Source organism: Hydrogenophaga crocea, assembly GCF_011388215.1.
Taxonomy (GTDB): Bacteria; Pseudomonadota; Gammaproteobacteria; order Burkholderiales; family Burkholderiaceae_C; genus Hydrogenophaga; species Hydrogenophaga crocea.
In genome coordinates this window covers 636,443-661,708 of record NZ_CP049989.1, presented here as the reverse complement: position 1 = coordinate 661,708, position 25,266 = coordinate 636,443, and the positions used below count along the sequence as shown (strand labels likewise).

Annotated in this window: 24 protein-coding genes; 18 read left to right on the top strand and 6 right to left on the bottom strand. The window is 71.2% G+C overall.

Annotated features, from left to right (window positions below):
* Positions 1 to 16: 16 nt before the first annotated feature.
* Together G9Q37_RS03115 and tsaD are read right to left on the bottom strand one after the other, a co-directional pair.
* Complete coding sequence (locus G9Q37_RS03115) at positions 17 to 1,312, bottom strand: branched-chain amino acid ABC transporter substrate-binding protein (RefSeq protein ID WP_166224424.1); 1,296 nt, start codon at positions 1,310 to 1,312, stop codon at positions 17 to 19.
* 72 nt (positions 1,313 to 1,384) lie between these two features.
* Positions 1,385 to 2,461: a tRNA (adenosine(37)-N6)-threonylcarbamoyltransferase complex transferase subunit TsaD gene (gene tsaD / locus G9Q37_RS03110; RefSeq protein WP_166224421.1), complete on the bottom strand. Its 1,077-nt coding sequence runs from the start codon at positions 2,459 to 2,461 to the stop codon at positions 1,385 to 1,387.
* Between the two features lie 47 nt (positions 2,462 to 2,508).
* Here tsaD and G9Q37_RS03105 point away from each other — a divergent pair, with 47 nt between their 5' ends.
* From G9Q37_RS03105 to G9Q37_RS03035, 15 genes are all read left to right on the top strand, one after another.
* On the top strand, positions 2,509 to 3,765 hold the full coding sequence (locus G9Q37_RS03105; protein WP_166224418.1) for a nitrate regulatory protein: 1,257 nt from the start codon (positions 2,509 to 2,511) through the stop codon (positions 3,763 to 3,765).
* 280 nt (positions 3,766 to 4,045) lie between these two features.
* Positions 4,046 to 5,323: a CmpA/NrtA family ABC transporter substrate-binding protein gene (locus G9Q37_RS03100; protein ID WP_166224415.1), complete on the top strand. Its 1,278-nt coding sequence runs from the start codon at positions 4,046 to 4,048 to the stop codon at positions 5,321 to 5,323.
* Between the two features lie 10 nt (positions 5,324 to 5,333).
* Positions 5,334 to 6,254 carry a nitrate ABC transporter permease gene (ntrB, locus tag G9Q37_RS03095; protein WP_166224412.1) on the top strand — a complete coding sequence of 307 codons (921 nt, stop codon included), beginning with the start codon at positions 5,334 to 5,336 and terminating at the stop codon, positions 6,252 to 6,254.
* On the top strand, positions 6,251 to 7,060 hold the full coding sequence (locus G9Q37_RS03090; RefSeq protein WP_166224409.1) for an ABC transporter ATP-binding protein: 810 nt from the start codon (positions 6,251 to 6,253) through the stop codon (positions 7,058 to 7,060). The genes ntrB and G9Q37_RS03090 overlap by 4 nt, the downstream gene beginning before the upstream one ends.
* A gap of 10 nt (positions 7,061 to 7,070) precedes the next feature.
* Entirely contained in the window at positions 7,071 to 9,560 is a 2,490-nt protein-coding gene (gene nirB, locus G9Q37_RS03085) for a nitrite reductase large subunit NirB (protein ID WP_166224406.1), read from the top strand.
* Positions 9,557 to 9,952, top strand: coding sequence for a nitrite reductase small subunit NirD (gene nirD, locus G9Q37_RS03080; protein WP_166224402.1), 396 nt, complete (start codon positions 9,557 to 9,559; stop codon positions 9,950 to 9,952). Before nirB ends, nirD begins: the two co-directional genes overlap by 4 nt.
* Positions 9,949 to 12,729, top strand: coding sequence for a nitrate reductase (locus G9Q37_RS03075; RefSeq protein ID WP_166224399.1), 2,781 nt, complete (start codon positions 9,949 to 9,951; stop codon positions 12,727 to 12,729). The genes nirD and G9Q37_RS03075 overlap by 4 nt, the downstream gene beginning before the upstream one ends.
* 66 nt (positions 12,730 to 12,795) lie before the next feature.
* Positions 12,796 to 13,725 carry a DNA-binding protein YbiB gene (gene ybiB / locus G9Q37_RS03070; RefSeq protein WP_166224396.1) on the top strand — a complete coding sequence of 310 codons (930 nt, stop codon included), beginning with the start codon at positions 12,796 to 12,798 and terminating at the stop codon, positions 13,723 to 13,725.
* Positions 13,706 to 14,509, top strand: a complete 804-nt coding sequence (gene cobA / locus G9Q37_RS03065) for a uroporphyrinogen-III C-methyltransferase (RefSeq protein WP_166224393.1) — start codon at positions 13,706 to 13,708, stop codon at positions 14,507 to 14,509. The genes ybiB and cobA overlap by 20 nt, the downstream gene beginning before the upstream one ends.
* Before the next feature lie 99 nt (positions 14,510 to 14,608).
* Complete coding sequence (locus tag G9Q37_RS03060; RefSeq protein ID WP_166224390.1) at positions 14,609 to 15,292, top strand: methyl-accepting chemotaxis protein; 684 nt, start codon at positions 14,609 to 14,611, stop codon at positions 15,290 to 15,292.
* A gap of 32 nt (positions 15,293 to 15,324) precedes the next feature.
* Positions 15,325 to 16,527, top strand: coding sequence for a BaiN/RdsA family NAD(P)/FAD-dependent oxidoreductase (locus G9Q37_RS03055; protein WP_166224387.1), 1,203 nt, complete (start codon positions 15,325 to 15,327; stop codon positions 16,525 to 16,527).
* A gap of 157 nt (positions 16,528 to 16,684) precedes the next feature.
* Positions 16,685 to 16,897 carry a 30S ribosomal protein S21 gene (gene rpsU, locus G9Q37_RS03050; protein ID WP_009520186.1) on the top strand — a complete coding sequence of 71 codons (213 nt, stop codon included), beginning with the start codon at positions 16,685 to 16,687 and terminating at the stop codon, positions 16,895 to 16,897.
* A 117-nt stretch (positions 16,898 to 17,014) separates the two neighbouring features.
* Entirely contained in the window at positions 17,015 to 17,461 is a 447-nt protein-coding gene (locus tag G9Q37_RS03045) for a GatB/YqeY domain-containing protein (RefSeq protein WP_166224384.1), read from the top strand.
* A 66-nt stretch (positions 17,462 to 17,527) separates the two neighbouring features.
* The gene (locus tag G9Q37_RS03040; RefSeq protein ID WP_166224381.1) at positions 17,528 to 18,148 is read left to right on the top strand and encodes a hypothetical protein; all 621 of its coding nucleotides are present in this window, start codon (positions 17,528 to 17,530) and stop codon (positions 18,146 to 18,148) included.
* A gap of 148 nt (positions 18,149 to 18,296) precedes the next feature.
* The gene (locus G9Q37_RS03035) at positions 18,297 to 19,529 is read left to right on the top strand and encodes an ABC transporter substrate-binding protein (RefSeq protein ID WP_166230903.1); all 1,233 of its coding nucleotides are present in this window, start codon (positions 18,297 to 18,299) and stop codon (positions 19,527 to 19,529) included.
* Positions 19,530 to 19,545: 16 nt separating this feature from the next.
* Here the strand turns inward: G9Q37_RS03035 and G9Q37_RS03030 are convergent, their stop codons facing one another.
* Positions 19,546 to 20,439: a DMT family transporter gene (locus tag G9Q37_RS03030; protein ID WP_205710715.1), complete on the bottom strand. Its 894-nt coding sequence runs from the start codon at positions 20,437 to 20,439 to the stop codon at positions 19,546 to 19,548.
* Positions 20,440 to 20,443: 4 nt separating this feature from the next.
* A complete protein-coding gene (gene pmbA / locus G9Q37_RS03025; protein WP_166224378.1) occupies positions 20,444 to 21,841 on the bottom strand; it encodes a metalloprotease PmbA in 1,398 nt (465 codons plus the stop codon).
* Between the two features lie 76 nt (positions 21,842 to 21,917).
* On the opposite strand from pmbA, the gene yjgA reads away from it, so the two are divergent.
* The 3 genes from yjgA to G9Q37_RS03010 are packed head-to-tail and all read left to right on the top strand — an operon-like array spanning position 21,918 to position 23,657.
* Positions 21,918 to 22,559 (top strand): ribosome biogenesis factor YjgA, encoded by a 642-nt coding sequence (gene yjgA / locus G9Q37_RS03020; RefSeq protein ID WP_166224375.1) that lies wholly within the window; start codon positions 21,918 to 21,920, stop codon positions 22,557 to 22,559.
* Complete coding sequence (gene mog / locus G9Q37_RS03015; RefSeq protein WP_166224372.1) at positions 22,556 to 23,161, top strand: molybdopterin adenylyltransferase; 606 nt, start codon at positions 22,556 to 22,558, stop codon at positions 23,159 to 23,161. The genes yjgA and mog overlap by 4 nt, the downstream gene beginning before the upstream one ends.
* A 19-nt stretch (positions 23,162 to 23,180) precedes the next feature.
* Positions 23,181 to 23,657, top strand: coding sequence for an FKBP-type peptidyl-prolyl cis-trans isomerase (locus G9Q37_RS03010; RefSeq protein WP_166224369.1), 477 nt, complete (start codon positions 23,181 to 23,183; stop codon positions 23,655 to 23,657).
* A 42-nt stretch (positions 23,658 to 23,699) separates the two neighbouring features.
* On the opposite strand, the gene cysE is transcribed toward G9Q37_RS03010, so the two are convergent.
* Together cysE and G9Q37_RS03000 are read right to left on the bottom strand one after the other, a co-directional pair.
* Positions 23,700 to 24,470, bottom strand: a complete 771-nt coding sequence (gene cysE, locus G9Q37_RS03005) for a serine O-acetyltransferase (RefSeq protein ID WP_166224366.1) — start codon at positions 24,468 to 24,470, stop codon at positions 23,700 to 23,702.
* A 28-nt stretch (positions 24,471 to 24,498) separates the two neighbouring features.
* Positions 24,499 to 25,233, bottom strand: coding sequence for an RNA methyltransferase (locus G9Q37_RS03000; RefSeq protein WP_166224363.1), 735 nt, complete (start codon positions 25,231 to 25,233; stop codon positions 24,499 to 24,501).
* Between the last annotated feature and the right edge of the window lie 33 nt (positions 25,234 to 25,266).

Below are 25,266 nucleotides of genomic sequence, written 5' to 3'. Positions count from 1 at the left end.
CACTCCATTGCCGTGTTCAAGGGCGTTGCATGGTACAGGTGTGGGGCATCTCGGCCTGCTGCGGCGTGAGGTTGCGGATCACGCGGAAACCATAGCCCGAGCCTTCGACGTCGAACTTCACACCGGGCGCGCCCTGGCGGTCCATGACGGCCACGGCCAGGTTCTGCTGGAACTGGTGATCGCCCTCGCGCATGCGGCCGCGCTGGCCGGCCAGGCCCACGTCGGCGTGTTCCAGCGCCGCGGCGATGGCGCCGGCCTCGACCTTGCCCGCGCGTTCGATGGCCTGCGCGAGCGCCTCGATCATGAGCTGCTGGCGCATGTGCACGTAGTCGTCCTCGGGCTTGGGGAAGCGCTCGCGGAAGCGGCGGTAGAAGGCTTCGCTCTCGGGCGTGGGCGTGTTGGGGAACCAGTCGGCCACGGCCACCACCTTGCCGATGCCCGCGTCGCCGATGGCCGCGGGCGCGCCCAGCGCGTTGCCGTAGAAGGTGTAGAAGCGGCCGTCGAAGCCGACCTCACGCGCGGCCTTCACCAGCAGCGTCAGGTCGTTGCCCCAGTTGCCCGTGAGCACCGCCTGCGCGCCGCTGGCCTTGATCTTGTTGGCGTAGGGCAGGAAATCCTTGATGCGCGCCATCGGGTGCAGCTCGTCGCCCACGATCTGCACGTCGGGCCGCTGCGCGCCGAGCTGGCGCCGCGCCTCGCGCAGCACCGACTGGCCGAAGCTGTAGTCCTGGCCGATCAGGTAGACGCGCTTCAAGTCCTTGTCCTCGCGCAGCACGCCCATGAGCGCGGTCATGCGCATGTCGGCGTGGGCGTCGAAGCGGAAGTGCCAGAAGCTGCACTTCTCGTTGGTGAGCACCGGATCGACGGCCGAGTAGTTGAGAAAGACCTGGCGGCGCTGCGGCTCGCGCTCGTTGTGCTTGTTGATGGCCTCGATGATGGCCGCGGCGGCCGACGAGGAATTGCCCTGCGCCACGATGGCGATGCCGCGGTCCACCGACAGGCGCAGCGACGACAGCGCCTCTTCGGTCTGGCCCTTGCTGTCGAAGCGCTCGATCACCAGCGGGCGCGCGCCGCCGGGCAGCTTCACGCCGCCGCGCGCGTTCACGCGCTCGGTGGCCCAGACCAGGTTGCGGAACACCGCTTCGCCGGTGTTGGCGAACGGGCCCGACAGGGTTTCGATCATGGCGATGCGGATCGGCTCGCCCCGCGGGGCGGCGGGCGCGGCTTGGGCCAGGGCCAGGGGCGCGGCGGGCAGACACAGACAGGCAGCGGCCATCGCGGCCAGGCCGCGGCGGCGGGAGATCGGGTTCATGGGGTTCAACTCCGTGGTGAAACTGCGGGCCGGCGGGGCCGGCCCGTGCACTGTCGCTTGCGCGACAGCGCGCTACTCTACTAGCGCCAGCGGCCAGCGCGGGGCGACGTCGAAGCGCCCGGTGGCCTCGGCCCCGTCGAGCAGGCCGGCCTGGGCGCGCAGCCCGGCGGCCAGCGCGATCATGGCGCCGTTGTCGGTGCACAGCGCAAGCTCGGGGTAGTGCACGCGCAGGCCCTGGCGCGCGGCCTGCGCGTCCAGTTGCTCGCGCAGCCGTGCGTTCGCGCCCACGCCGCCGGCCACCACCAGGCGGCGCAGGCCGGTGGCCTGCAGGGCCGCGAGCGATTTCTTCACCAGCACGTCCACGATCGCGGCCTGTGCGCCCGCGGCCACGTCGGCCTTTTCCTGCGGCGTGAGCGGGTCGGCCAGGTGGCTCGTGGCCGGGCCTTCGGGCGCGGCGCGCGCCAGCCGTTTCACCTGGGTGAGCACCGCGGTCTTGAGGCCGGCGAAGGAAAAGTCGAGGTCGCCGCTGTGCAGCAGCGGGCGCGGAAACTTGTAGGCCGCCGGGTCGCCGTGCTCGGCCAGGCGCGACAGCGCGGGCCCGCCCGGGTAACCGAGGCCGAGCAGCTTGGCCGATTTGTCGAAGGCCTCGCCGGCCGCGTCGTCGATGGTCTCGCCGAGCAGGGCGTAGCGCCCCACGCCGTCCACCCGCATGAGCTGGGTGTGGCCGCCCGACACCAGCAGCGCCACGAAGGGAAAGCTCGGCGGATCGGCGCTCAGGAAGGGCGACAGCAAATGCCCTTCGAGGTGGTGCACGCCGTGCACCGGCCGGCCCAGCGCCACGCCCAGCGCGTGCGCCACGCCCGTGCCCACCAGCAGCGCGCCGGCCAGGCCCGGGCCGCGCGTGCAGGCGATGGCGTCGATGGCGTCCAGCCCCAGGCCGGCCTGGGCCAGCACCGCGTCGGTCAGCGGCAGCACGCGGCGGATGTGGTCGCGGCTCGCGAGCTCGGGCACCACGCCGCCGTAGGCCTGGTGCATCTCGATCTGGCTGTGCAGCGCGTGGCCGAGCAGGCGCGGCACGCCGCTGCCGCTGGCGTCCACCAGGGCCACGCCGGTTTCGTCGCAGGAAGATTCGATGCCGAGGATGCGCATGAGGGGCGCGAGTTTACGTGCGGCACGCTTGTTGCTGGTCCGCCCCCATGAAAACCAGCCTCGACTTCCTGCTGGCCGCCAAGCGCTGCGAGATCGACGGCCTGCAGCGCCTGGCGTTCACCGCCCACCTGGTGGACGTGACCGCGCGCCTGGTTCATGGCCTGCAGCGCGAGCGCGGGCTCACCAACCTCTACCTGGGCTCGCAGGGCAAGCGCTTCGCCGAGGCGCGGCTGGAGCAGCTCGTGGCCTCGCGCCAGGTCGAGGCCGAGTGGCGCGCCCAGTTCGAGCGGCTCGACGCCGGCGCCGCCCAGGCCGGCCACGGCGCGCGCCTGTTCAGCCGCATCGCCTGCGTGCTGCAGGGTCTGGACGGCCTGGAGCCGCTGCGCCGCCAGCTCTGCGAAGGCGGCTGGGACACCGCGCGCGCCACCGAGGCCTACGTTCGCCTGATCGCTGCGCTGCTGGCCGTGGTGTTCGAAGCGGCCGACAGCGCCACCGACCCCGAGGTCTCGCGCCAGCTCGTGGCGCTGTTCAACCTGATGCAGGGCAAGGAGTTCGCGGGCCAGGAACGCGCCGCGGGCGCGGCGCTGTTCGCGCGCGGCCAGGCCGATGCGAGCGAGCAGCAGCGGCTGCTGCACCTGATCGAGTCGCAGGAGCGCTGCCTCGAGGTGTTCGACGCCTTCGCGCCCCCCGAAACGCGCGCCCTGTTGAGCGCGCCCCACGCGAGCAACACCCTGGCCGAGCTCGAGCGCCTGCGCCGCGTGGTCTGCACCGCCGCGCACGGCGCGCCGCTGCAGCCCGAGCGCAGCCAGACCTGGTTCGACGTCTGCAGCGCGCGCATGGACGCCATGAAGACCGTGGAGGACCGCCTCACGGCCGATCTGCGCGGCACCTGCGAGCACAAGATCGAACACGCCCAGGCCGAGCTCGAACGCTTCGGCGCCTTCGCGGAACAGGCCACGCCCGATCCGCTGGTGTTCTACCTCGCGCCCGCGCACGCGCCCGCCAGTGCGCCGCCGGGCGCGGCGCAGGGCTTCGGCCTGCCCATCGAGCGCTCGGTGCTCGAACTCGTGCACGACCAGGCGCGCCGCCTGCAGGCCATGGGCGACGAGCTCGAGGCCGCGCGCGCCAGCCTCAACGAGCGCCGACTGATCGAACGCGCCAAGGGCCTGCTGATGGCGCACCGCCAGCTCAGCGAGGCCGAGGCGCACAAGACGCTGCGGCAGATGGCCATGAACCAGAACCGGCGCATCGTCGACGTGGCCGAGGCCCTGCTTGCCATGGCCGCGGTGCTGCCGCCGCGCTGAGCGCACTGCTGCGGTGCACAAAGCCGGGGCCGGCGCACCAACAGCGCACCGCGCGCGGGGGCGTGCCACGGCAAATCAAGCACTTGCAGCGGCGCCGGGGCCTGGCACGGTCCCTGCATGAAAGGGCTGCATCGGGGACCGGCCAACGGCGGTCGGCACCCGGCACGTCTTCCCGGACACAGGACAACGGCGTCCATTTCCGCCCGCGCTTTGCGCGGGCCTGGAAATGGGCGCCGTTGTGCTTTGGGACCTTCGATTTCTTCATCACCGGAGCTGGACCATGACCGCCGCGCACCAGAAGCCCACGATCCCCGCCCCCACCGAAGCCGCTGCCCCGACCCGGCGCCAGCTGATCCAGCGAGGCGCCGCGGGCGCCGCGCTGTTCGCCGGCCTCGGCCACCTGCCCGTGTGGGCCGCGGGCTCGGACGCGCCCGAGAAAAAGGAAGTGAAGATCGGCTTCATCCCGCTGACCGACTGCGCGAGCGTGGTCATGGCCTCGGTGCTCGGCATCGACCAGAAGTACGGCGTGAAGATCATCCCCACCAAAGAGGCGAGCTGGCCCGGCGTGCGCGACAAGCTGGTCAACGGCGAGCTCGACATGGCGCACGTGCTCTGGGGCCTGATCTACGGCGTGCACCTGGGCACGGCCGGCCCCAAGAAGGACATGGCGGTGCTCATGAACCTCAACCACAACGGCCAGGCCATCACGCTGTCGAAGAAGGTGGCCGACAAGGGCGCGGTGGACGCGGCCAGCCTGGCCAAGCTCATGGCCAGCGACAAGCGCGAATACACCTTCGCGCAGACCTTCCCCACCGGCACCCACGCCATGTGGCTCTACTACTGGCTGGCCTCGGTGGGCGTGCAGCCGCTCAAGGACACCAAGGTCATCACCGTGCCGCCGCCGCAGATGGTGGCCAACATGCGCGTGGGCAACATGGACGGCTACTGCGTGGGCGAGCCCTGGGGCCACCGCGCCATCGCCGACGGCATCGGCATCACGGCCGCCACCACGCAGGACATCTGGAAGGACCACCCCGAGAAGGCGCTGGGCACTTCGGCCGAGTTCGCGCAGAAGTACCCCAACACCTGCCGCGCGGTGATCGCGGCCATTCTCGAGGCCAGCAAGTGGATCGACGCCGGCCTGCAGAACAAGCTCAAGATGGCCGAGACCGTGGCCGACAGGGCCTACGTGAACACCAGCGTGGACGTGATCAACCAGCGCATCCTGGGCCGCTACCAGAACGGCCTGGGCAAGACCTGGGACGACCCCAACCACATGAAGTTCTTCAACGACGGCTACGTGAACATGCCCTACCTGTCCGACGGCATGTGGTTCCTCACGCAGCACAAGCGCTGGCGCCTCATCAAGGACCACCCCGACTACCTCGCGGTCGCGCAGCAGATCAACAAGATCGACCTCTACAGGCAGGGCGCGGCCGCCGCCAAGGTGAACGTGCCCAAGGACGTGATGCGCAGCAGCAAGCTCATCGACGGCGTGGTGTGGGACGGCAAGAACCCCAAGGCCTACGCCGAGGGCTTCAAGGTCCAGGCGGCCTGAGGAGCACGACATGGTCAGCGCCGTCTTCCATGCCCCCAACGCCGCCGCCAGCGCGCTCACGGCCGAGCCCGCGGCCGCGCCGCGCAAGCCGGCGGTCCAGCCCGCGGCCGCCGCAGCGCCGGCCCCTGCGCCCCAGCGCCTGCCCTTCGACTGGCGCGGCCTCTGGCTGCGCGTGATCCCGCCCGTGCTCGGCCTGGGCCTGCTCGTGCTGCTCTGGGAAGTCATCGCCAAGACCGCCAACAGCGGCATCCCCTCGCCCGCCCTCACCTGGGACGCGGCGGTCAAGCTGTTCAGCGACCCGTTCTACGCCAACGGCCCGAACGACCAGGGCATCGGCTGGAACGTGCTGTCCTCGCTCCAGCGCGTGGGCATGGGCTTCGGCATGGCCGCGCTGGTGGGCATCCCGGTGGGCTTCGCCATCGGCCGCTTCAACTTCCTCTCGCGCATGTTCAATCCCCTCATCAGCCTGCTGCGCCCGGTCTCGCCGCTGGCCTGGCTGCCCATCGGCCTGCTGGTGTTCAAGGGCGCCAACCCGGCCGCCATCTGGACCATCTTCATCTGCTCCATCTGGCCCATGATCATCAACACCGCGGTGGGCGTGCAGCGCGTTCCGCAGGACTACATGAACGTGGCGCGCGTGCTCAACCTGAGCGAGTGGAAGATCGTCACGAAGATCCTGCTGCCGGCCGTGCTGCCCTACATGCTCACCGGCGTGCGCCTGGCCGTCGGCACCGCCTGGCTGGTGATCGTGGCGGCCGAGATGCTCACCGGCGGCGTGGGCATCGGCTTCTGGGTGTGGGACGAGTGGAACAACCTCAACGTCGCCCACATCATCATCGCGATCTTCACCATCGGCCTCGTGGGCCTGTTGCTGGAGTTCGCGCTCATCAGGCTGGCCACCGCCTTCACCTACGAGGACGTGAAATCATGAGCAGCGATCCCGGCAAGTACATCGAGATCCAGGGCGTCGCGCAGACGTTCAAGACCGCCAAGGGCCTGTTCCCCGCGCTGCGCGACGTGAACCTCACGGTGGGCATGGGCGAGTTCGTGGCGCTCATCGGCCACTCGGGCTGCGGCAAGTCCACGCTGCTCAACCTCATCGCGGGCCTCACCACGCCCACGGCCGGCACGCTGCTGTGCGCCAACCGCGAGATCGCCGGCCCCGGCCCCGAGCGCGCGGTGGTGTTCCAGAACCACTCGCTGCTGCCCTGGCTCACCTGCTTCGAAAACGTGTACCTGGCCGTCGAGCGGGTGTTCGGCGGCCACGAGAAGCGCGCCCAGCTCAAGGCCCGCACCGACGCCGCGCTGGCCCTGGTGGGCCTGTCGCACGCGGCGCAGAAGCGGCCCGGCGAGATCTCGGGCGGCATGAAGCAGCGCGTGGGCATCGCGCGCGCGCTGTCCATGGAGCCCAAGGTGCTGCTCATGGACGAGCCCTTCGGCGCGCTCGACGCGCTCACGCGCGCCAAGCTGCAGGACGAGCTGCTCGACATCGTGGCCACCACCCAGGCCACGGTGGTGATGGTGACGCACGACGTGGACGAGGCCGTGCTGCTGTCCGACCGCATCGTGATGATGACCAACGGCCCCGCCGCCACCATCGGCGAGGTGCTGCGCGTGGACCTGCCGCGCCCGCGCAGCCGCGTGGCCCTGGCCGACGACCCGCGCTACCAGCAATGCCGCAAGGCGGTGATCGACTTCCTGTACACGCGCCAGGCGCACGTGGAAAAAGCGGCCTGAGGAGACTGCCATGGACATGCGCGTCAAGCCCCCGCAGAAGATGAAGCTCGTGATGATCGGCAACGGCATGGCCGGGGTGCGCACGCTCGAAGAGCTGCTCAAGATCGCCCCCGACCTCTACGACATCACGGTGTTCGGCGCCGAGCCGCACCCCAACTACAACCGCATCCTGCTGTCGCCGGTGCTCGCGGGCGAACAGACGCTCGAGGAGATCGTGCTCAACGACTGGGCCTGGTACACCGACCACGGCATCGCGCTGCACGCGGGCTTCACGGTGCACACGGTGGACCGCGTGAAGCGCACGGTGCACGCCACCAACGCCGCGGGCGAGACCGTGAGCGCGCCCTACGACCGGCTCATCATGGCCACGGGCTCCACGCCCTTCATGCTGCCCATCCCGGGCAAGGACCTGCAGGGTGTGCTGGCCTACCGCGACATCGCCGACACGCAGGCCATGATCGACGCCGCGGCCCGGTACACCCACGCGGTGGTCATCGGCGGCGGCCTGCTGGGCCTGGAAGCGGCCAACGGCCTCATGAAGCGCGGCATGCAGGTGAGCGTGGTGCACGTGGCGCCCTGGCTCATGGAGCGCCAGCTCGACGACGTGGCGGGCCGGCTGCTGCAGCGCTCGCTCGAGGCGCGCGGCATGCGCTTTCTCGTGGGCGCGCAGACCAAGGAACTGGTCGGCGGCGAGCATGGGCGGGTGACGTCCGTGCGCTTCCAGGACGGCACCGAAGTGCCCGCCGACCTCGTGGTGATGGCCGTGGGCATCCGCCCCAACACCGCGCTCGCCGAAGCCATGAAGCTGCACGTGAACCGCGGCATCGTGGTCAGCGACACGCTGCAGACGGTGACCGATCCGCGCATCTATGCCGTGGGCGAATGCGCGTCCCACCGCGGCATCGCGTACGGCCTGGTGGCGCCGCTGTTCGAGCAGGGCAAGGTGCTGGCCACGCACCTGGCCGAATTCGGCATCGGCCGCTACAGCGGCTCGCTCACCTCGACCAAGCTCAAGGTCACGGGCATCGACCTATTTTCGGCCGGCGACTTCATGGGCGGCGAGCACACCGAAGAGATCGTGATGAGCGATCCCGCGGGCGGGGTCTACAAGAAGCTCGTGATCCGCGATGACAAGCTCGTGGGCGCCTGCCTCTACGGCGACACCGTGGACGGCAGCTGGTACTTCAAGCTGCTGCGCGAAGGCCGCAGCGTGGCCGACATCCGCGACCGGCTGATGTTCGGCGAATCCAACATCGGCGACACCGGCCACGAAGGCCACAACAAGGCCGCCGCCATGCCCGACGAGGCCGAGGTCTGCGGCTGCAACGGCGTGAGCAAGGGCAGCATCTGCAAGGCCATCAAGGACAAAGGCCTGTTCACGCTCGACGAGGTGCGCAAGCACACCAAGGCCAGCGCCTCGTGCGGCTCGTGCACCGGCCTGGTGGAACAGATCCTGATGTTCACCGCGGGCGGTGACTACTCGGCCACGCCCAAGCTCAAGCCCGTCTGCGGCTGCACCGAGCACGGTCACCAGGCGGTGCGCGACGCCATCCGCGAGCGCCACTACCTGAGCACCGCCGAGGTGTTCGCGGGCCTGGGCTGGCGCACGCCCAACGGCTGCGCCACCTGCCGCCCCGCGGTCAACTACTACCTCATCAGCACCTGGCCCAAAGAGGCGAAGGACGACCCGCAGAGCCGCTTCATCAACGAGCGCAGCCACGCCAACATCCAGAAGGACGGCACCTACAGCGTGATCCCGCGCATGTGGGGCGGCGAGACCACCGCGGCCGAGCTGCGCCGCATCGCCGACGTGGTCGACAAGTACCGCATCCCCACCGTCAAGGTCACGGGTGGCCAGCGCATCGACCTGCTGGGCGTGAAGAAGGAAGACCTGCAGGCGGTGTGGAACGACCTGGCCATGCCCAGCGGCCACGCCTACGCCAAGGCCCTGCGCACGGTGAAGACCTGCGTGGGCAGCGAGTGGTGCCGCATGGGCACGCAGGACAGCACGCAGATGGGCAAAGACCTGGAGCGCGCGATGTGGCGCATGTACGCGCCGCACAAGGTGAAGTTCGCGGTGAGCGGCTGCCCGCGCAACTGCGCCGAGGCCGGCATCAAGGACGTGGGCATCATCGGCGTGGACTCGGGCTGGGAGATGTACATCGCGGGCAATGGCGGCATCAAGACCGAGGTGGCCGAGTTCCTCGTGAAGCTCAAGACCGCCGAAGAGGTGCTCGAATACACCGGCGCCTTCATGCAGCTCTACCGCCTTGAAGGCTGGTACCTGGAGCGCACGGTGCACTACGTGGCGCGCGTGGGCCTGGACCACGTGAAGCGGCGCATCGTCGACGACGCCGAGGGCCGCAAGGCCTTGTGGGCGCAGTTGCAGGCCGCGCTCGACGGCGAGCCCGACCCCTGGTTCGAACACCAGAAGGCCGCGCTCGACACGCGCCAGTTCATCCCCATCCAGCCTGCTGCCCTGGAAAGGAGCCCGGCATGAGCGCTGCCCATCGAGCCTGGACGCCGGTCTGCCGCGTCGACGACATCCCCGTGCTGGGCGCGCGCACCGTGCGCCGCCCCGCGGGTCTGGACGTGGCGGTGTTCCGCAACGCCGACGGCGGCGTGTTCGCGCTGCTCGACCGCTGCCCGCACAAGGGCGGCCCGCTGAGCCAGGGCATCGTGTTCGACAACCGCGTCGCCTGCCCGCTGCACAACTGGACCATCGGCCTCGACAGCGGCTGCGCGCAGGCGCCCGACGAAGGCTGCACGCCGCGCTTCGCGGTGCAGGTGGTCGACGGCGTGGTGCACCTGGACGCGCACGAACTCGCCAGCCTGGCCACCGACCTCACGCGCCCGCTGGCCGGCCCGCAGACGCGGCGCGTCGCGGCATGACCGAGACCCGCTCCACCTGCCCCTACTGCGGCGTGGGCTGCGGGGTGGTCATCGAAGCCGAGGGCGCGCGCATCACCGGCGTGCGCGGCGACCCCGAGCACCCCGCGAACTTCGGCCGCCTGTGCAGCAAGGGCCAGACGCTGCACCTCACGGCCGCGCCGCTGGTGCAGCAGCAGACCCGCCTGCTGCACCCCATGCGCCGCGCCACGCGCGGTGCCGCGCCCGAACGCACCGATTGGGACAGCGCGCTCGGCCTCGCGGCGCAGCGCTTCGGCGACAGCATCGCCGCGCACGGCCCCGACGCCGTGGGCTTCTACGTGAGCGGCCAGCTGCTCACCGAGGACTACTACGTCTTCAACAAGCTCGCCAAGGGCCTGATCGGCACCAACAACATCGACACCAACTCGCGCCTGTGCATGAGCAGCGCGGTGGCCGGCTACAAGCTCACGCTGGGCGCCGACGCGCCGCCCGCCTGCTACGACGACGTGAACCACGCCGACTGCCTGTTCATCGTGGGCAGCAACGCGGCCTGGGCCCACCCGGTGCTGTTCCGCCGCATCGAAGACGCGCGCCGCGCGCGCCCGGGCATGAAGCTGATCGTGGCCGACCCGCGCCGCACCGACACCGCCGACCTCGCCGACCTCTACCTGCCGCTGCAGCCCGGCACCGACGTGATGCTGTTCCACGGCCTGCTGCACATCATGCTGCGGGAAGGCTGGACCGACGCCGGCTACATCGAACGCCACACCACGGGCTTCGATGCGCTCGAGGCCCTGGTGCGCGAGCACACGCCCGACCGTGTCGCGCAGGTCTGCGGCCTCAAGCCCGAAGACCTCGTGACCGCCGCGCGCTGGTTCGCGCACGGCGCCAGCGGTGATCCGGGGAAGCGCGCCGCCACGCTCAGCCTGTACTGCCAGGGCCTGAACCAGAGCAGCAGCGGCACCGCCAAGAACGCCAGCCTGATCAACCTGCACCTGGCCACGGGCCAGATCGGCAAACCCGGCGCGGGGCCGTTCAGCCTCACGGGCCAGCCCAACGCCATGGGCGGGCGCGAGGTGGGCGGCCTGGCCAACCTGCTCTCGGCCCACCGCGACCTCGCCAACCCGCAGCACCGCGCCGAGGTGGCCGCGCTCTGGGGCCTGCCCTCGGTGCCCGGGAAACCCGGCCTCACCGCGGTGGAGCTGTTCGAGGCCGCGGCCGACGGCGCCGTGAAGGCGCTGTGGATCGCCTGCACCAACCCCGCGCAGTCCATGCCCGACCAACGCACCGTGCGCCGCGCGCTGCAACGCGCGGAATTCGTGGTGGTGCAGGAAGCCTTTGCCACGCCCGCCACCTGCGACTTCGCCGACCTGCTGCTGCCCGCCACCACCTGGGGCGAGAAAGAAGGCACGGTCACCAACAGCGAGCGCCGCATCAGCCGCGTGCGCGCGGCCGTGCCCGCGCCGGGCGAGGCGCGGCACGACTGGCGCATCGCGGTCGACTTCGCGAACCGCCTGCGACCCGGCAACGCGCTGTTCCCCTACACCACGCCCGAGGCGGTCTGGCTCGAACACCGCGCCAGCACGCGCGGGCGCGACCTGGACATCAGCGGCCTGAGCTACGCGCTGCTCGAGCAACAAGGCCCGCAACAATGGCCCCTGCCCGAGGGCGAAGCCACAGGGCGCGCGCGGCTCTACGAAGACGGCCGCTTCCCCACGCCCGATGGCCGGGCCCGCTTCGCGGCCCTGCCCTACCGCCCGCCCGCCGAGCCGCGCGAATCGCGTTTCCCGTTCGCGCTCACCACCGGCCGCCTGCGCGACCAGTGGCACGGCATGAGCCGCACCGGCACGCTGGGCCGCTTGTTCGGCCACGTGGCCGAACCCGCGGTGCAACTGCACCCGCAGGACATGGCGCGCCTGGCGCTCGCCGACGGCGAGCTGGTGCACGTGACCAGCAAGCGCGGCAGCATCGTGCTGCCCGCGCAGGCCAGCGAACAGATCGCGCCCGCGCAGGCCTTCATCGCCATGCACTGGGGCGGCGAGGTCCTGAGCGGACGCAGCAGCAGCGGCGAGCCGCTGGCCGGCGTGAACGCGCTCACCACCTCCGCCTTCTGCCCGGGCTCCAAACAGCCCGAACTCAAGCACGCGGCGGTGCAGGTGCTCAAGGCCGAGCTGCCCTGGTCGCTGCTGGCCCTGGCCTGGTTGCCCGACGGGCACGCGCTCGCGGTGCAGCGCGAACTGCGCGCGCTCATGGCCGACTTCCCGTTCGCCAGCTGCGTGCCCTTCGGCCGCGAGCGCACCGGCGTGCTGTTTCGCGCCGCGGTGCACGAGCCGCCCGATCCCGCCCTGCTCGACCGCCTCGAGGCCCTGATGGGGCTGGACACGCCCGACACCCAGCGCTACGCCGACCGCCGCCAGGGCCAGCGCCGCGCCGCGCGCCTGCAACGCACGCCCGGCCAGGCCGCGCGGCTCGACGCCCTGCTGCTCGCGGGCGACACGCGCGCGCAAGCCTGGCTCAAGCCCTTGTTGCAGGACGGCCTGCCTGCCGAGGCCTACGCCCGGCGCCTCTTCATGCCCGGTGCGCGCGCGCCGGTGGACGAAGCCCCGCGCGGCAAACAGGTGTGCACCTGCCTCAACGTGAGCGACACCGCCATCCGCGAATGCCTCGCGCGCTGCGAGGGCAGCGAGGAGCAGCGGCTGGCGCAGTTGCAGGGCGCGTTGCGCTGCGGCACCCAGTGCGGCTCCTGCGTGCCCGAGCTGCGCCGCCTGCTGCGCGAGGCCGCGCCGGTGCCGGCCTGAGGCGGCCGCGGGCGCGCGTTTGCATATAACAACAAGTCATCAAGCTTGCCGGACAATCCGCCGACCATGGGCATCAGCAGCTACATCAAGGAGATCGGCCGCGGCAAGGACGGCGCACGCGCCCTCACGCGCGCGCAGGCAGCCGACCTGATGGGCCAGGTGCTCGACGGCGCGGTGAGCGAGCTCGAACTCGGCGCCTTCTGCCTGGCCATGCGCATCAAGGGCGAAACGCCCGAGGAGATGGCGGGCTTTCTCGACGCCACCCACGCGCGGCTGCAGCGCGTGCCCGCCAACCCCGCGCCCATCGTGGTGCTGCCCAGCTACAACGGCGCGCGCAAGTTGCCCCTGCTCACGCCGCTGCTGGCGCTGTGGCTGGCGCGCCAGGGCGCGGCCGTGCTGGTGCACGGCACGGCCACCGAAGACAAGCGCGTCACTGCCGAGGCGGTGTTCGGCGCGCTCGGCACCGCGCCCGCCGCGCGCGTGGCGGCCATCGCCGCGGGCGAATGCGCCTTCGTGCCCACCGAGGCGCTGCTGCCCGGCCTCAAGCGCCTGCTCGACGTGCGCCGCGTGGTGGGCCTGCGCAACCCGGGCCACAGCCTGGTCAAGCTCATGAACCCGGTGGCCGGCCCCGCGCTCATCGTGGGCAGCTACACCCACCCCGAGTACGCGGTGAGCATGGCCGACACCTTTGCGCTCACCGGCGCGCACGCGCTGCTGCTGCGCGGCACCGAAGGCGAAGCGGTGGCCGATGCGCGCCGCCAGCCGCGCATCGAGGCCTTCCGCGACGGCCAGCGCATCGAGCGCGTGCCCGCCCAGGACGGCCCGCTCACCCAGTTGCCCGATCTGCCCGGCCCCGATGCCGCGGCCACCGCCGCCTACACCCGCGCCGTGCTCGACGGCCGCCAGCCCCTGCCCGCGCCGCTCGCGCGCCAGGCGCAGACCATCCTCGACGAACTCCGAACCCCGGTGCCCCGCCATGAACACCTCGCTGCCTGATTTCCGCCCCGGCACCGTCACGCTCGTGGGCGCCGGCCCCGGCGACCCGGAGCTGCTCACGCTCAAGGCGGTGCGCGCCATCGGCGCGGCCACGGTGCTGCTGGTCGACGACCTCGTGAACGACGCCGTGCTCGCGCACGCGAACCCGGCCGCGCGCGTGGTGCACGTGGGCAAGCGCGGCGGCTGCAAGAGCACGCCACAGGCCTTCATCGACAAGCTCATGGTCATGGCCGCGCGCGAAGGCGAGGTGGTGGTGCGTGTGAAAGGCGGCGACCCCTTCATCTTCGGCCGCGGCGGCGAAGAGGTGGAACACCTGCGCGCCGAGGGCATCGCGGTGCAGGTGGTCAACGGCATCACCGCGGGCCTGGCGGGCCTGAGCACACTGGGCGTGCCGCTCACGCACCGCGACCACGCGCACGGCGTGGTCTTCGTCACCGGCCATGCCAAGCCCGGCGACGCCGGCACCGACTGGCCCGCGCTCGCGGCCAGCGCGCACCGCGCCAAGCTCACGCTCGTGATCTACATGGGCGTGAGCGGCGCCGCGCAGATCGAGCAAGGCCTGCTCGAAGGCCTGCCGGCCGACACGCCGCTGGCCGTGATCCAGCACGCCACGCTGCCGCAGCAGCGCCATTGCCTGAGCACCCTGGGTGACCTGAGCGGCTGCATCGCGCGCGAAGGCCTGGGCAGCCCGGCCGTGATCGTGGTGGGCGACGTGCTGCAGGGCCTGCAGGTGCTGAGCGGCAGCGCGCCACAGGGCCTGCCCGGCCTGGCCCACGCGGCCTGAACGCGGTCTGAACGCGGCACTGGCGCCGGCATGGCGCGTTGATTGCTAGCGCGGGTGGGCAGGGGCCGCACCGGCCCGCCATGCACCAACCCCGCGCCCATGAGCACCCTCACCGCCCCGAGCCCCGTCACCGCACCCCGCCACACGCCGGCCCACATCCAGGGCCTGTCGCTCGTGAACCTGGCCGCGCGCCAGCGCATGCTGTCGCAGCGCATGATCCTGCAGACCGTGCTCGCGGCCCAGGGCGACGCCGAGCGCCTGGCCGCGGCGCAGCGCAGCCTGGCCATGTTCAGCGAGAGCCAGCAGCACCTGCAGAACACCGGGGCGCAGCTCGAGCCCGCGGGCGCGCGCAAGATCCGCGACACCTACGAAGGCCCGCAGGGCGTGGGCCCGGTGGTGCAGGCCTTCATGGGCCTGATGCAGACCGCGCTGCGCCAGATCGAGAGCGGCAGCGCGCGCATGGCCGACACCCTGGCCGAGCTCGTGGCCCACACCGACCGCATCCTCGAAGCCCTGAACACCGCCACCACCGCCTTCGACGAGGTGGCCCGCGCGCGCGGCGACGCGATGATGAAGGAGCTCACCGGCATCGTGGGCGATATCCAAAACGTGGCCAAGGAGGCCAAGGTGGTGAGCTTCAACGCCCAGGTCGTGGCCGCGCGGGCCGGCACGCACGGGCGCGAGTTCGCGGTGGTGGCCAACGTGCTGTCGGACATCACGGGCGAGATCGACGCGCTCACGCGCAAGGCGGCCGTGCTGGCCGACCGCAGCCGCGCTACCTGAACGCCCCCGGCGCGCTCGCTACACTGCGCGCCGTGCAAAGTTTTGATGCCGTCATCGTGGGCGCCGGCGCCGCCGGCCTGTTTTGTGCCGGCATCGCGGGCCAGCGCGGCCGGCGCGTGCTGCTGATCGACCACAGCGCCAAGGTGGCCGAGAAGATCCGCATCTCGGGCGGCGGCCGCGCCAACTTCACCAACCGCGACCTCGATCCGCGCGCGCCGCAAAAGCACTTCGTGGGCGAGAACCCGCACTTCTGCCGCTCGGCGCTGTCGCGCTACACCCCGGCCGATTTCATCGCCCTCGTCGACCGCCACCGCATCGCCTGGCACGAGAAGCACAAGGGCCAGCTGTTCTGCGACCGCTCGGCCGACGACCTGATCCAGATGCTGCTGCGCGAATGCGAGGCCGGCGGCGTGACCCGCTGGCAGCCCTGCGCGGTGCAGGCGCTGCGCCAGGGCGGCGACGGCGGCTACGAGCTCGACACCGATCGCGGCACCGTGCGCGCGCCGCGCGTGGTGATCGCCACCGGCGGCCTGCCCGTGCCGCAGATCGGCGCCAGCGATTTCGGCCTGCGCATCGCCGCGCAGTTCGGCCTCAAGGTGGTCGAGCCCCGCCCCGCGCTGGTGCCGCTCACCTTCGACGCCGGCCAGTGGGCCCCGTTCGCCGAGCTCGCGGGGCTGGCGCTGCCGGTGCGCATCGAGACCGGCGACAAGAAGCACCGCATGGCCTTCGACGAAGACCTGCTGTTCACCCACCGCGGCCTCTCGGGCCCCGCGGTGCTGCAGATCTCGAGCTACTGGCACGGCGGCACGCCGCTGCAGGTGGACCTGGCCCCGGGCGCGGCGCTGGCCGACGCCCTGGCCGAGGCCAAGCGCCGTTCGCGCAAGCTGCTGGCCAACGAACTCGCGGCCTGGGTGCCCGCACGCCTGGCCGCCACCTGGACCGCGCGCGACCCCGACTGGCAGCGCCCGGCCATGGAAACCGCCGACAAGGCCCTGGCGCGCCTGGCCGACGGCCTGCACCGCTGGTCGCTGGTGCCCACCGGCACCGAAGGCTGGCGCAAGGCCGAGGTGATGCGCGGCGGCGTGGACACCCGCGAGCTGTCGCAGCAGACGCTGGAATCGCGCCAGCCCGGCCTGCACTTCATCGGCGAGGTGGTGGACGTGACCGGCTGGCTCGGCGGCTACAACTTCCAGTGGGCCTGGGCCTCGGCCCACGCCTGCGCCCAGGCGCTCTGACGGGTAGCCAACCGCCCCGAAATGGCTATAATCGCGGGCTTTGCTGGCAAACTCCCGTCGGCCAATACTAGTTTTTGACGGGACACACCGCGATCAAGAAGCCCGGGCCTGATCTACCCGTCTTCCTCTGGCCGCACATTCAGGAATCGACCGATACATGACCACCATCCGTGTCAAGGACAACGAGCCGTTCGACGTGGCTCTGCGTCGCTTCAAGCGCACCATTGAAAAACTCGGCCTGCTGACCGACCTCCGCGCCCGCGAGTTCTACGAAAAGCCCACCGCCGAGCGCAAGCGCAAGAAGGCCGCCGCCGTCAAGCGCCACTTCAAGCGTGTGCGCTCGATGCAGCTGCCCAAGAAGCTGTACTGAACGCCGACGGCCCCACCGGCCGCCGCAAAGCCCGCCCAAGGACGCTTGCGCGGGCTTTTTCTTTGCCGCCCGTTTTCCTCGCCCCTTCCTTCTGCCCCTCCCCGCCGGAGACCTCCCATGAGCCTCAAAGCCCGCATCACCGACGACATGAAGAACGCCATGCGCGCCAAGGAAACCGAGCGCCTGGCCACCATCCGCCTGCTCACGGCCGCGATCAAGCAGAAAGAGGTCGATGAGCGCATCGAGCTCGACGACGCCGCCGTGGTGGGCGTGATCGACAAGATGGTCAAGCAGCGCAAGGACTCGATCGCCGCCTTCGAGCAGGGCGGCCGCGCCGACCTGGCCGCCAAGGAAGCCGCCGAAATGGCCGTGCTGCAGGCCTATCTGCCCGAGCGGCTGTCGGCCGAGGCCGTGGCCGCCGAGGTGAAGGCCATCGTGGCCGAGCTCGGCGCCAGCGGTCCCGGCGACATGGGCAAGGTCATGGGGGCGGCCAAGGCCCGCCTGGCCGGCAAGGCGGACATGGGCCAGGTGTCGGCGGCCGTCAAGTCTGCATTGGCGGGTTGACGCAACACCCGAGGCCAAATGGCTTAGGCCATTGCTACCATCGCGCCCATCTACAGGGGGTGGGGTATGCGCTTCGGATCGGCGCTCATGGGCGCTTCGTGGTTGACGGCCGTGTTCTGCGGGCTGGTGGGTGCGCCGGCCCCGGCCGCGGCCCAGGTCACCTACAACTGCCTGAATGCCTCGGGCCAACGCTATCTGTCGTACTCGCCCTGCCCAGCGAGCCGGCCGCCGGGGCTGATCTACTACGGTCCGCAGGCACCCGCCCCACGCCCTTCGGTGCCCGTGCCCGTGGCGCGCGCCGATGAAGAGCTGACCTACATGAGCCCGCGCTGCGCCTCCATGCGCGAGGGCATCCGCACCGCGCCGGCGCGCGGCGTCGACCACCGCACGCAGAGCGAGCTGCTGCGCAACTACCAGGCGGAGTGCGCCCAGGAACAGGCCGAGGCCCGTTCGCAGCTGCGTGCGGAACAACAGGCCAAGCGACGCGAGCAGCAGGATGCGAAGCGCCAGGCGAATGCCGACAAGCAGCTGGCCGCCGCCGACCACGAGAAGCTCATGAGCCAGTGCGCGGAGATGCGCGGCGCGATCCGGCAGCGTCGGGCGCGCACCGGCATGACGGAAGGCGAACTGCGCGACCTGGCGCTGTTCGAGCAGCGTTACGAGGCGCGCTGCAGCGCGCCGCGCTGACCGCCCCCCCACAGCCCTACTGCTTCGGCATCAGTTCGCAGCCTCCGGGTGCGGTTTCGATGACTGCCATCGGCGCGGCATCGCGCCCGTGCGCACGGGCGTTCCACTCCGACGCTTTCTGCGCCCGGACCGAGGAGCCCCCATGCCCATGCCCACCCACCTCCCTGCACAGCCGACGCGCCGCATGGCGCGCGCCGTGCGGGCCGCCCTGATCGCCGGCATCGCCGGCCTGAGCCTGGCCGCCGCCGCCCAATCCGCCGGCCCGCCCATCAGGATCGGCGTGATCGGCCCGTTCAGCGGCCCGTCGTCGGACTTCGGCACGCCCATGCTCAACGGCGTTCGCCTGGCCGTCGAGGAAATCAACCGCGTGGGCGGCTACCTGGGCCGCCCCATCGAAACGCTGGTCAAGGACGACCGCGCCGACCCCGACACCGGCCTGCAGGGCGCACAGGCGCTGGTGCAGGCCGGCGTGGTGGCCACCATCGGCTTTTGCAACACCGGCGTGGCGCTCAAGGCCCTGCCGGTGTTCCAGCAGGCCCGCTCCCCCCTGCTGGTGCCCTGCGCCACGGGCACGCCGCTCACGGCCCAGGTGCCGGCGGCCGAAAGCTACGTCTTCCGCACCTCGGCGCGCGACGCGATCCAGGCGCCTTTCGTGGTCAACGACATCGTGCAGCGCGGCTGGAAGCGCGTGGCGGTGTTCGCCGACACCAGCGGCTACGGCGAGGCCGGGCTGGTCGACGTGCAGAAGGCCCTGGCCGCACACGGCCTGGCGCCTGCGCACGTGGCGCGCTTTGCGATCGGCGTGAAAGACCTCAAGGCCGAGCTGCAGGCGGCCCGCGCCGCGGGCGCCAACGTCATCTTCAGCTACACCGTGGGCCCCGAGAACGCCACGATCGCCAACGACCGGCGCGCGCTCGGCTGGGACGTGCCCCTGGTCGGCGGCTGGCCGCTGTCGTTCCCCTTCTTCATCGACGGCGCCGCGCAGGCCGCCGAAGGCGCGCTGATGGCCCAGACCTTCATCGCCGAGCCCAGCAACGAGCGCCGCGCGGCCTTCCTGGCCAACTACGCGCGCGCCTTCAAGACCCGGCTCACCGTGCCCATGGCCGCGGCCCAGGCCTACGACACCACCTACCTGCTGCTCTACGCGATGTTCGGCGTGCCCGGCGGCCGCTTCACGGGGCCCGCGCTCAAGGCCTCGCTCGAGAACCTGCAGCGCACCTACTACGGCGTGGTCGCCACCTACGACCACCCGTTCACGGCCGACGACAAGGACGCCGTGACCGACAACATGCTGGTGATGGGCAAGGTGCACCAGGGCGCGGTGACCTTCGCCTACCCCGAGGACGCGCGCCGCAACCTGTTCGTGCAGCGCAAGCGCTGAGGCCGCGCCGGGCCGCTCAGCGGCCCAGGATCAGCGCCGTGCCCGCCACCGCGAGCACCGCGCCGGCCCAGGCGCCCCAGGCCGGGCGGCGCCGGTACACCAGCCACAGCAGCGGCAGCACCACGATCGGCGTCACCGACGACAGGATGGCCACCACGCCGGCCTGCCCGAGCTTCATGGCCTGCAGGATCAGCGTCATGCCCACGGCCATGGCGATCACCGCGCTGCCGAACACCTGGGCCGCTTCGCGCCAGCGCAGCGGCTCGCGCGCGCGGGCCATGCGCCAGCCGCTGGCCCACAGCAGCGCGTGCGCCGCGAAGGCCGTGCTCATGCGCATAGCCGAGCCGGCGATGGCGTCGATGCCCGAGGCCATGAGCGGCTTGAGCATGAGCGTGGCCACCGACTGGCACAGCGCCGCCAGCAGGCCCAGCGCCACCCCCACCGCGAGCGTGCCGCGCGTCTGCTCCCAGGCGTGCGATTCGTCTTCGCGGCGGCCGCGCAGGATGGCCAGCATCACGCCGCCCACCAGCAGGCTCGCGCCCACGAGCGCCCAGCCCCAGAGCGTTTCACCGAGGAACAGCCACGCCAGCACGGCCGAGAACAGCGCGTGGGTGGCGAACAGCACGCCCGAGCGGCGCGGCCCCAAGCGGTTCATGCAGGCGAACAGCGCGGTGTCGCCGATGAAGATGCCGATCACGCCCGAGACCGCGAGCAGGCCCAGGGCCGGGGCGTTGAGGCTGTGCCAGCCGCCGCTGGCGAGCGCGATGCCCCAGAGCAGCAGCGCTGCGAACAGCATGCGCCAGCGGCTGAAGGCGAAGGCCCCGAGGCGCTGCGCCGCGGGCGCCGAAAACAGGGCCGCCACGGCCCAGCAGGCGGCGGCCAGCAGCGCCAGGGCCTCGGGCCGCAACACGAAGTCAGCTCCCGGCGACCTTCATGCGGTTGACCAGCACCGAGCCGACCGTCTTCGCGCCGTAGTTGTACGCGTCCGCGCCCACGGCCTCGATGCCCATGAGCATGTCTTTCATGTTGCCGGCGATGGTGATCTCCTGCACCGGGTAGGCGATCACGCCGTTCTCGACCCAGTAGCCCGCGGCGCCGCGCGAGTAGTCGCCCGTGACCGGGTTGACCCCCTGGCCCATGAGCTCGGTGACGAACAGGCCGCGGCCGAGTTTTTTCAGCATGGCGTCGAGGTCGTCGCCCGCGCGCGTGCGCCGGCTGGTGAGCGTGAGGTTGTGCGAGCCGCCCGCGTTGCCCGTGGTGCGCATGCCAAGCTTGCGCGCCGAGTAGGTCGACAGGAAATAGCCCTGCACCACGCCGCCCTGCACCACGGCGCGCTCGGCCGTGCGCACGCCTTCGTCGTCGAAGGGCGCGCTGCCCTTGCCGCCGCGCAGGTGCGGCTGCTCGACGATGTCGAGGTGGTCGGCCATGGCGGCCTTGCCCAGGCTGTCGGCGAGGAAGCTGGTCTTGCGGTAGAGGGCGCCCCCGCTGGTGGCCTGCACGTAGGCGCCGAGCAGGCCCGCGGCCAGCGGCGACTCGAACAGCACCGGGCATTCGGTGGTCTTGATCTTGCGCGAGCCCAGGCGCGAGAGCGCGCGCTCGGCCGCGTAACGGCCCACGGCCTCGGGCGAGGCGAGATCGCGCTCGGCCCGCATGGAGCTGTACCAGTAGTCGCGCTGCATGGCGTCGCCCTTGCCCGCGATCGGCGCCACCGACAGGCTGTGGCGCGAGCTCGCGTAGCCGCCGCTGAAGATGCCGGGCTTGCCGCGTTCGCCGCCGCGCATGTGGGCCACAAAGAAGTGCGATTGCTGGGCCGACACCCCCGCGCCTTCGCTGTTGCTGATCTTCTTGCTGGTGGCGAAGGCCGCGGCCTCGCAGGCCAGCGCGATCTCGGCCGCGCGCTCGGCGCTCAGATCCCAGGGGTGGAAGAGGTCGAGGTCGGGGTACTCGTTGGCCACGTCCTGCGGGTCGGGCAGGCCGGCCACCGGGTCTTCGGCGGTGAAGCGCGCAATGTCGTAGGCGGCCTGCACCGTCTGGCGAACCGCGGCGGGCGAGAAGTCGGACGTGCTCGCGTTGCCGCGGCGCTGGCCCAGGTACACGGTGACGCCGAGCGATTTGTCGCGGTTGCGCTCGACGTTCTCGAGCTCGCCTTTGCGCACCGACACACTCAGGCCCGAGCCTTCGGAGGCTTCGGCGGCGGCGTCGGAGGCGCCCAGGCGCTTCGCGTGCGAGAGCGCGAGGTCGACCAGTTCCTCGAACTGGTGGCGGCTGTGGTGGAAACCGGGGAGCGGGGTGTTCGAGGCGGTCTTGGACATGGCGGCCGCTATGATACGGGCCCGTTTTCCGCGGCGCTGCGCCCTGCGCAGAAGCCCATCCACCCCTCCCCCTCCCATGGCGCGCAAACCCACCCGAGGCTATTTCGTTCGCGGCCAGTTCGTGGCCGAGGGCAGCGAGCTCGACCAGGAGCTCAAGCGCGAAGCCAAGGGCACCGACGGCCTGAGCCGCACCGACCTCAAGAAGCTCAGCGACAAGCTGCAGGACCTGGGCGAACAGCTGCTCACGCTGCGCGGCGACCTGCTCGCGCGGCTCGAACTGAGCGATGCCCTGCTCGACGCGCTCGACGAACTGCGCCGCATCACCAACTTCGAGGGCCGCCGCCGCCAGAGCCAGTACGTGGGCAAGCTCATGCGCAAGCTGCCCGAGGAAAGCATCGCCGCGATCGAGGCCGCGATCGAGGAGCAGCGCAAGCCCTCGGCCGCCGCCACGCTGCAGCTGCACCTGGCCGAACAGTGGCGCGACCGCCTGATCGCCGACGACGGCGCGCTCACCGAGTGGCTGGCGCTCGACACCGGGGCCGACGTGCAGCACCTGCGCACGCTGATCCGCCAGGCCCGCAAGGACGCGCAGGCCAGCCCCGACAAGCCCGGCGAGGCGCAGCGCCACGGCCGCGCCTACCGCGACATCTTCCAACTCGTGAAGGCCGCGCTGGCCCGCGACAGCGGCGACAGCGAACCCACCGCCGACCCGTCATGACCACAGCCACCTCCCACCCCCACGACCCGGTGCGCATCGGCATCGTGTCCATCAGCGACCGCGCCAGCAGCGGCGTGTACGAAGACAAGGGCCTGCCCGCGCTGCAGGACTGGCTCACGCGCGCGCTCAAGAACCCCATCACCTTCGAGCCGCGGCTGATTCCCGACGAGCAGGACCGCATCAGCGCCACGCTGATCGAGCTCGTGGACGCGGGCTGCGCCCTGGTGCTCACCACCGGCGGCACCGGCCCCGCCCGACGCGATGTGACGCCCGAGGCCACCCTGGCCGTGGCGCACAAGGAAATGCCCGGCTTCGGCGAGCAGATGCGCCAGATCAGCCTGGCCTTCGTGCCCACGGCCATCCTGTCGCGCCAGGTCGCGGTGATCCGCGACAACAGCCTCATCATCAACCTCCCCGGCCAGCCCAAGGCCATCGCCGAAACGCTCGAAGGCGCGAAGAACGCCGACGGCTCGGTGAAGGTCAACGGCATCTTCGCGGCCGTGCCTTATTGCATCGACCTCATCGGCGGCCCCTACCTCGAAACCAACGACGAGGTCATCAAGGGCTGGCGCCCCAAGAACGCGGTGCGCCCCGCGCGCTGAACCCCCCGGAGACCCTGACATGAAGATCGAAAAAGACACCGTCGTCACCGTGAGCGCGCGCATCCTCGACGGCAAGGGCAAGCTGCTCGACGATGGCAAGACCGCGCGCGCCTACCTGCACGGCGGCTACGGCAACACGCTCCAGGGCATCGAGGTGGCGCTGGAAAACCAGGAAAAGGGCTTCAGCACCACCCTCACGCTGCAGCCCTCGCTGGCCTTCGGCGAACGCGACGAGTCGCTGGTCACCAGCATCCCCAAATCGCAGTTTCCGCCCGGTGTGAAGGTGGGTGGCCAGCTCGAAGGCCACGACGACCAGGGCCGCCGCCAGCTCTTCACCGTGGTGAAGATCAAGGGCGACAAGGTGCTGCTCGATGGCAATCACCCGCTCGCGGGCGAAGACCTGAACATCACGCTCAAGGTGCTCGACGTGCGCGCGGCCACGGCCGAAGAGATCCAGCACGGCCACGCGCACGGCGCGCACGGCCACCACCACTGAGCCTGCGGGCTTGGTCTGGCGCGGCCGGGCCGCGCCGCGCGCTCACTTGCCGACGAGCTGGTTGAGCTTGTCGGCCTCGAAGCACTCACGGCGCTGCGCCTCGGCGGGCACGCAGTCGCCCTGGCGCGCCTCGGCGAGTTTTTCGATCGCCTGCCACAGCAGCGCGATCTGGTGCTCCTGACTCGCCGTGCTGTCGATCAGGCCGCGCATGGCCTGCGACAGCGGATCGTCTTCCTGCGTGACGCCGTAGGCCGAGAACTTGCGCGGCCCCTCGGTCACGTCGGCGCTTTCGCCCGACTTGCTCGGGATGATGCGCGCCGGAATGCCCACGGCCGTGGCGCCCGCGGGCACGGGCTTGATCACCACGGCATTGCTGCCGATCTTGGCGCCGTCGCCCACCTCGAAGCCGCCGAGCACCTTGGCGCCCGCGCTCACCACCACGTCGCGCCCCAGCGTGGGGTGGCGCTTGGTGCCCTTGTAGAGCGAGGTGCCGCCCAGCGTCACGCCCTGGTAGATGGTGCAGCCATCGCCGATCACCGCGGTCTCGCCCACCACCGTGCCCATGGCGTGGTCGAAGAACACGCGCTCGCCGATGACCGCGCCGGGGTGGATCTCGATGCCGGTGAGGAAGCGGCCGATGTGCGAGACGAAACGGCCCAGCCACTTGAAGCCGCGCGTCCAGCAGCCGTGCGCCAGGCGGTGCAGCACCACCGCGTGCAGACCCGGGTAACACGTGAGCACCTCGAACGCACTGCGCGCGGCGGGGTCGCGCTCGAGGATGCACTGGATGTCGGAACGGAGGCGCTTGAACATGGAGCGGGGAGGCAAAGGGCTGGGCAGTCTAGCGTTTCGCGCGCTCGGCCGTCTGCAGCATGGCCCGGGCGACACCGCGCAGGATGTGGACTTCTTCCTCGCTCGGTTGCGCGCGGTTGAACAACTGCTGTAGGCGCGGCATGAGCTTCTTCGGCGCGGCCGGGTCGAGGAAGTCCACCGCCACCAGCGCCCGCTGCAGGTGCTCGAGCATGCCCGCCACCGCGGCGGCGTCGGCCACCGGGCGTTCGGCCACGGGCGAGGCCACGGCAAAGCCGCCCAGGGCCTGGCGCCAGTCGTAGGCCACGAGCTGCACCGCGGCCGCGAGGTTGAGCGAGCCGTAGCCGGGCGCCGTGGGAATGGACAGCGCCACGTGGCAGCGGTAGACGTCGTCGTTGGCCATGCCGAAGCGCTCGCTGCCGAACAGAAAGGCCACGCCCGCCGGCCGCTCGGGCGCCGCCAGCAGTTGCGTGAAATGCTCGCGCGGGGCGCGTGTGGGCGGGCCGAAGTCGCGCGGGGTCATGGCGGTGGCGCACAGGTGGGTCATGCCGTCCAGGGCCTCGTCGAGCGTGTCCACGATGCGGGCGTTCGCCAGCACGTCGTTGGCGCCGCTCGCGCGCTGGATGGTTTCTTCCTTGCGCAGCACGTTGGGCCAGCGCGGGCGCACCAGCACGAGTTCGTCGAAACCCATGACCTTGAGCGCGCGCGCGGCGCCGCCCACATTGCCGGCGTGGCTGGTTTCGATCAGGACGAATCGGGTTTTCATGGGGGCACGGGTAAAATCGCCGCCATTGTCGCC

Coding starts and splice junctions, on each gene's coding strand:
- G9Q37_RS03045 (WP_166224384.1), top strand. CDS start 17,015: ATGAGCCTCAAAGCCCGCATCACCGACGACATGAAGAACGCCATGCGC.
- rpsU (WP_009520186.1), top strand. CDS start 16,685: ATGACCACCATCCGTGTCAAGGACAACGAGCCGTTCGACGTGGCTCTG.
- G9Q37_RS03105 (WP_166224418.1), top strand. CDS start 2,509: ATGAAAACCAGCCTCGACTTCCTGCTGGCCGCCAAGCGCTGCGAGATC.
- mog (WP_166224372.1), top strand. CDS start 22,556: ATGACCACAGCCACCTCCCACCCCCACGACCCGGTGCGCATCGGCATC.
- G9Q37_RS03100 (WP_166224415.1), top strand. CDS start 4,046: ATGACCGCCGCGCACCAGAAGCCCACGATCCCCGCCCCCACCGAAGCC.
- G9Q37_RS03115 (WP_166224424.1), bottom strand. CDS start 1,312: ATGAACCCGATCTCCCGCCGCCGCGGCCTGGCCGCGATGGCCGCTGCC.
- G9Q37_RS03000 (WP_166224363.1), bottom strand. CDS start 25,233: ATGAAAACCCGATTCGTCCTGATCGAAACCAGCCACGCCGGCAATGTG.
- G9Q37_RS03010 (WP_166224369.1), top strand. CDS start 23,181: ATGAAGATCGAAAAAGACACCGTCGTCACCGTGAGCGCGCGCATCCTC.
- G9Q37_RS03075 (WP_166224399.1), top strand. CDS start 9,949: ATGACCGAGACCCGCTCCACCTGCCCCTACTGCGGCGTGGGCTGCGGG.
- pmbA (WP_166224378.1), bottom strand. CDS start 21,841: ATGTCCAAGACCGCCTCGAACACCCCGCTCCCCGGTTTCCACCACAGC.
- G9Q37_RS03040 (WP_166224381.1), top strand. CDS start 17,528: ATGCGCTTCGGATCGGCGCTCATGGGCGCTTCGTGGTTGACGGCCGTG.
- yjgA (WP_166224375.1), top strand. CDS start 21,918: ATGGCGCGCAAACCCACCCGAGGCTATTTCGTTCGCGGCCAGTTCGTG.
- nirD (WP_166224402.1), top strand. CDS start 9,557: ATGAGCGCTGCCCATCGAGCCTGGACGCCGGTCTGCCGCGTCGACGAC.
- ybiB (WP_166224396.1), top strand. CDS start 12,796: ATGGGCATCAGCAGCTACATCAAGGAGATCGGCCGCGGCAAGGACGGC.
- ntrB (WP_166224412.1), top strand. CDS start 5,334: ATGGTCAGCGCCGTCTTCCATGCCCCCAACGCCGCCGCCAGCGCGCTC.
- nirB (WP_166224406.1), top strand. CDS start 7,071: ATGGACATGCGCGTCAAGCCCCCGCAGAAGATGAAGCTCGTGATGATC.
- tsaD (WP_166224421.1), bottom strand. CDS start 2,461: ATGCGCATCCTCGGCATCGAATCTTCCTGCGACGAAACCGGCGTGGCC.
- G9Q37_RS03060 (WP_166224390.1), top strand. CDS start 14,609: ATGAGCACCCTCACCGCCCCGAGCCCCGTCACCGCACCCCGCCACACG.
- G9Q37_RS03090 (WP_166224409.1), top strand. CDS start 6,251: ATGAGCAGCGATCCCGGCAAGTACATCGAGATCCAGGGCGTCGCGCAG.
- cobA (WP_166224393.1), top strand. CDS start 13,706: ATGAACACCTCGCTGCCTGATTTCCGCCCCGGCACCGTCACGCTCGTG.
- G9Q37_RS03035 (WP_166230903.1), top strand. CDS start 18,297: ATGCCCACCCACCTCCCTGCACAGCCGACGCGCCGCATGGCGCGCGCC.
- cysE (WP_166224366.1), bottom strand. CDS start 24,470: ATGTTCAAGCGCCTCCGTTCCGACATCCAGTGCATCCTCGAGCGCGAC.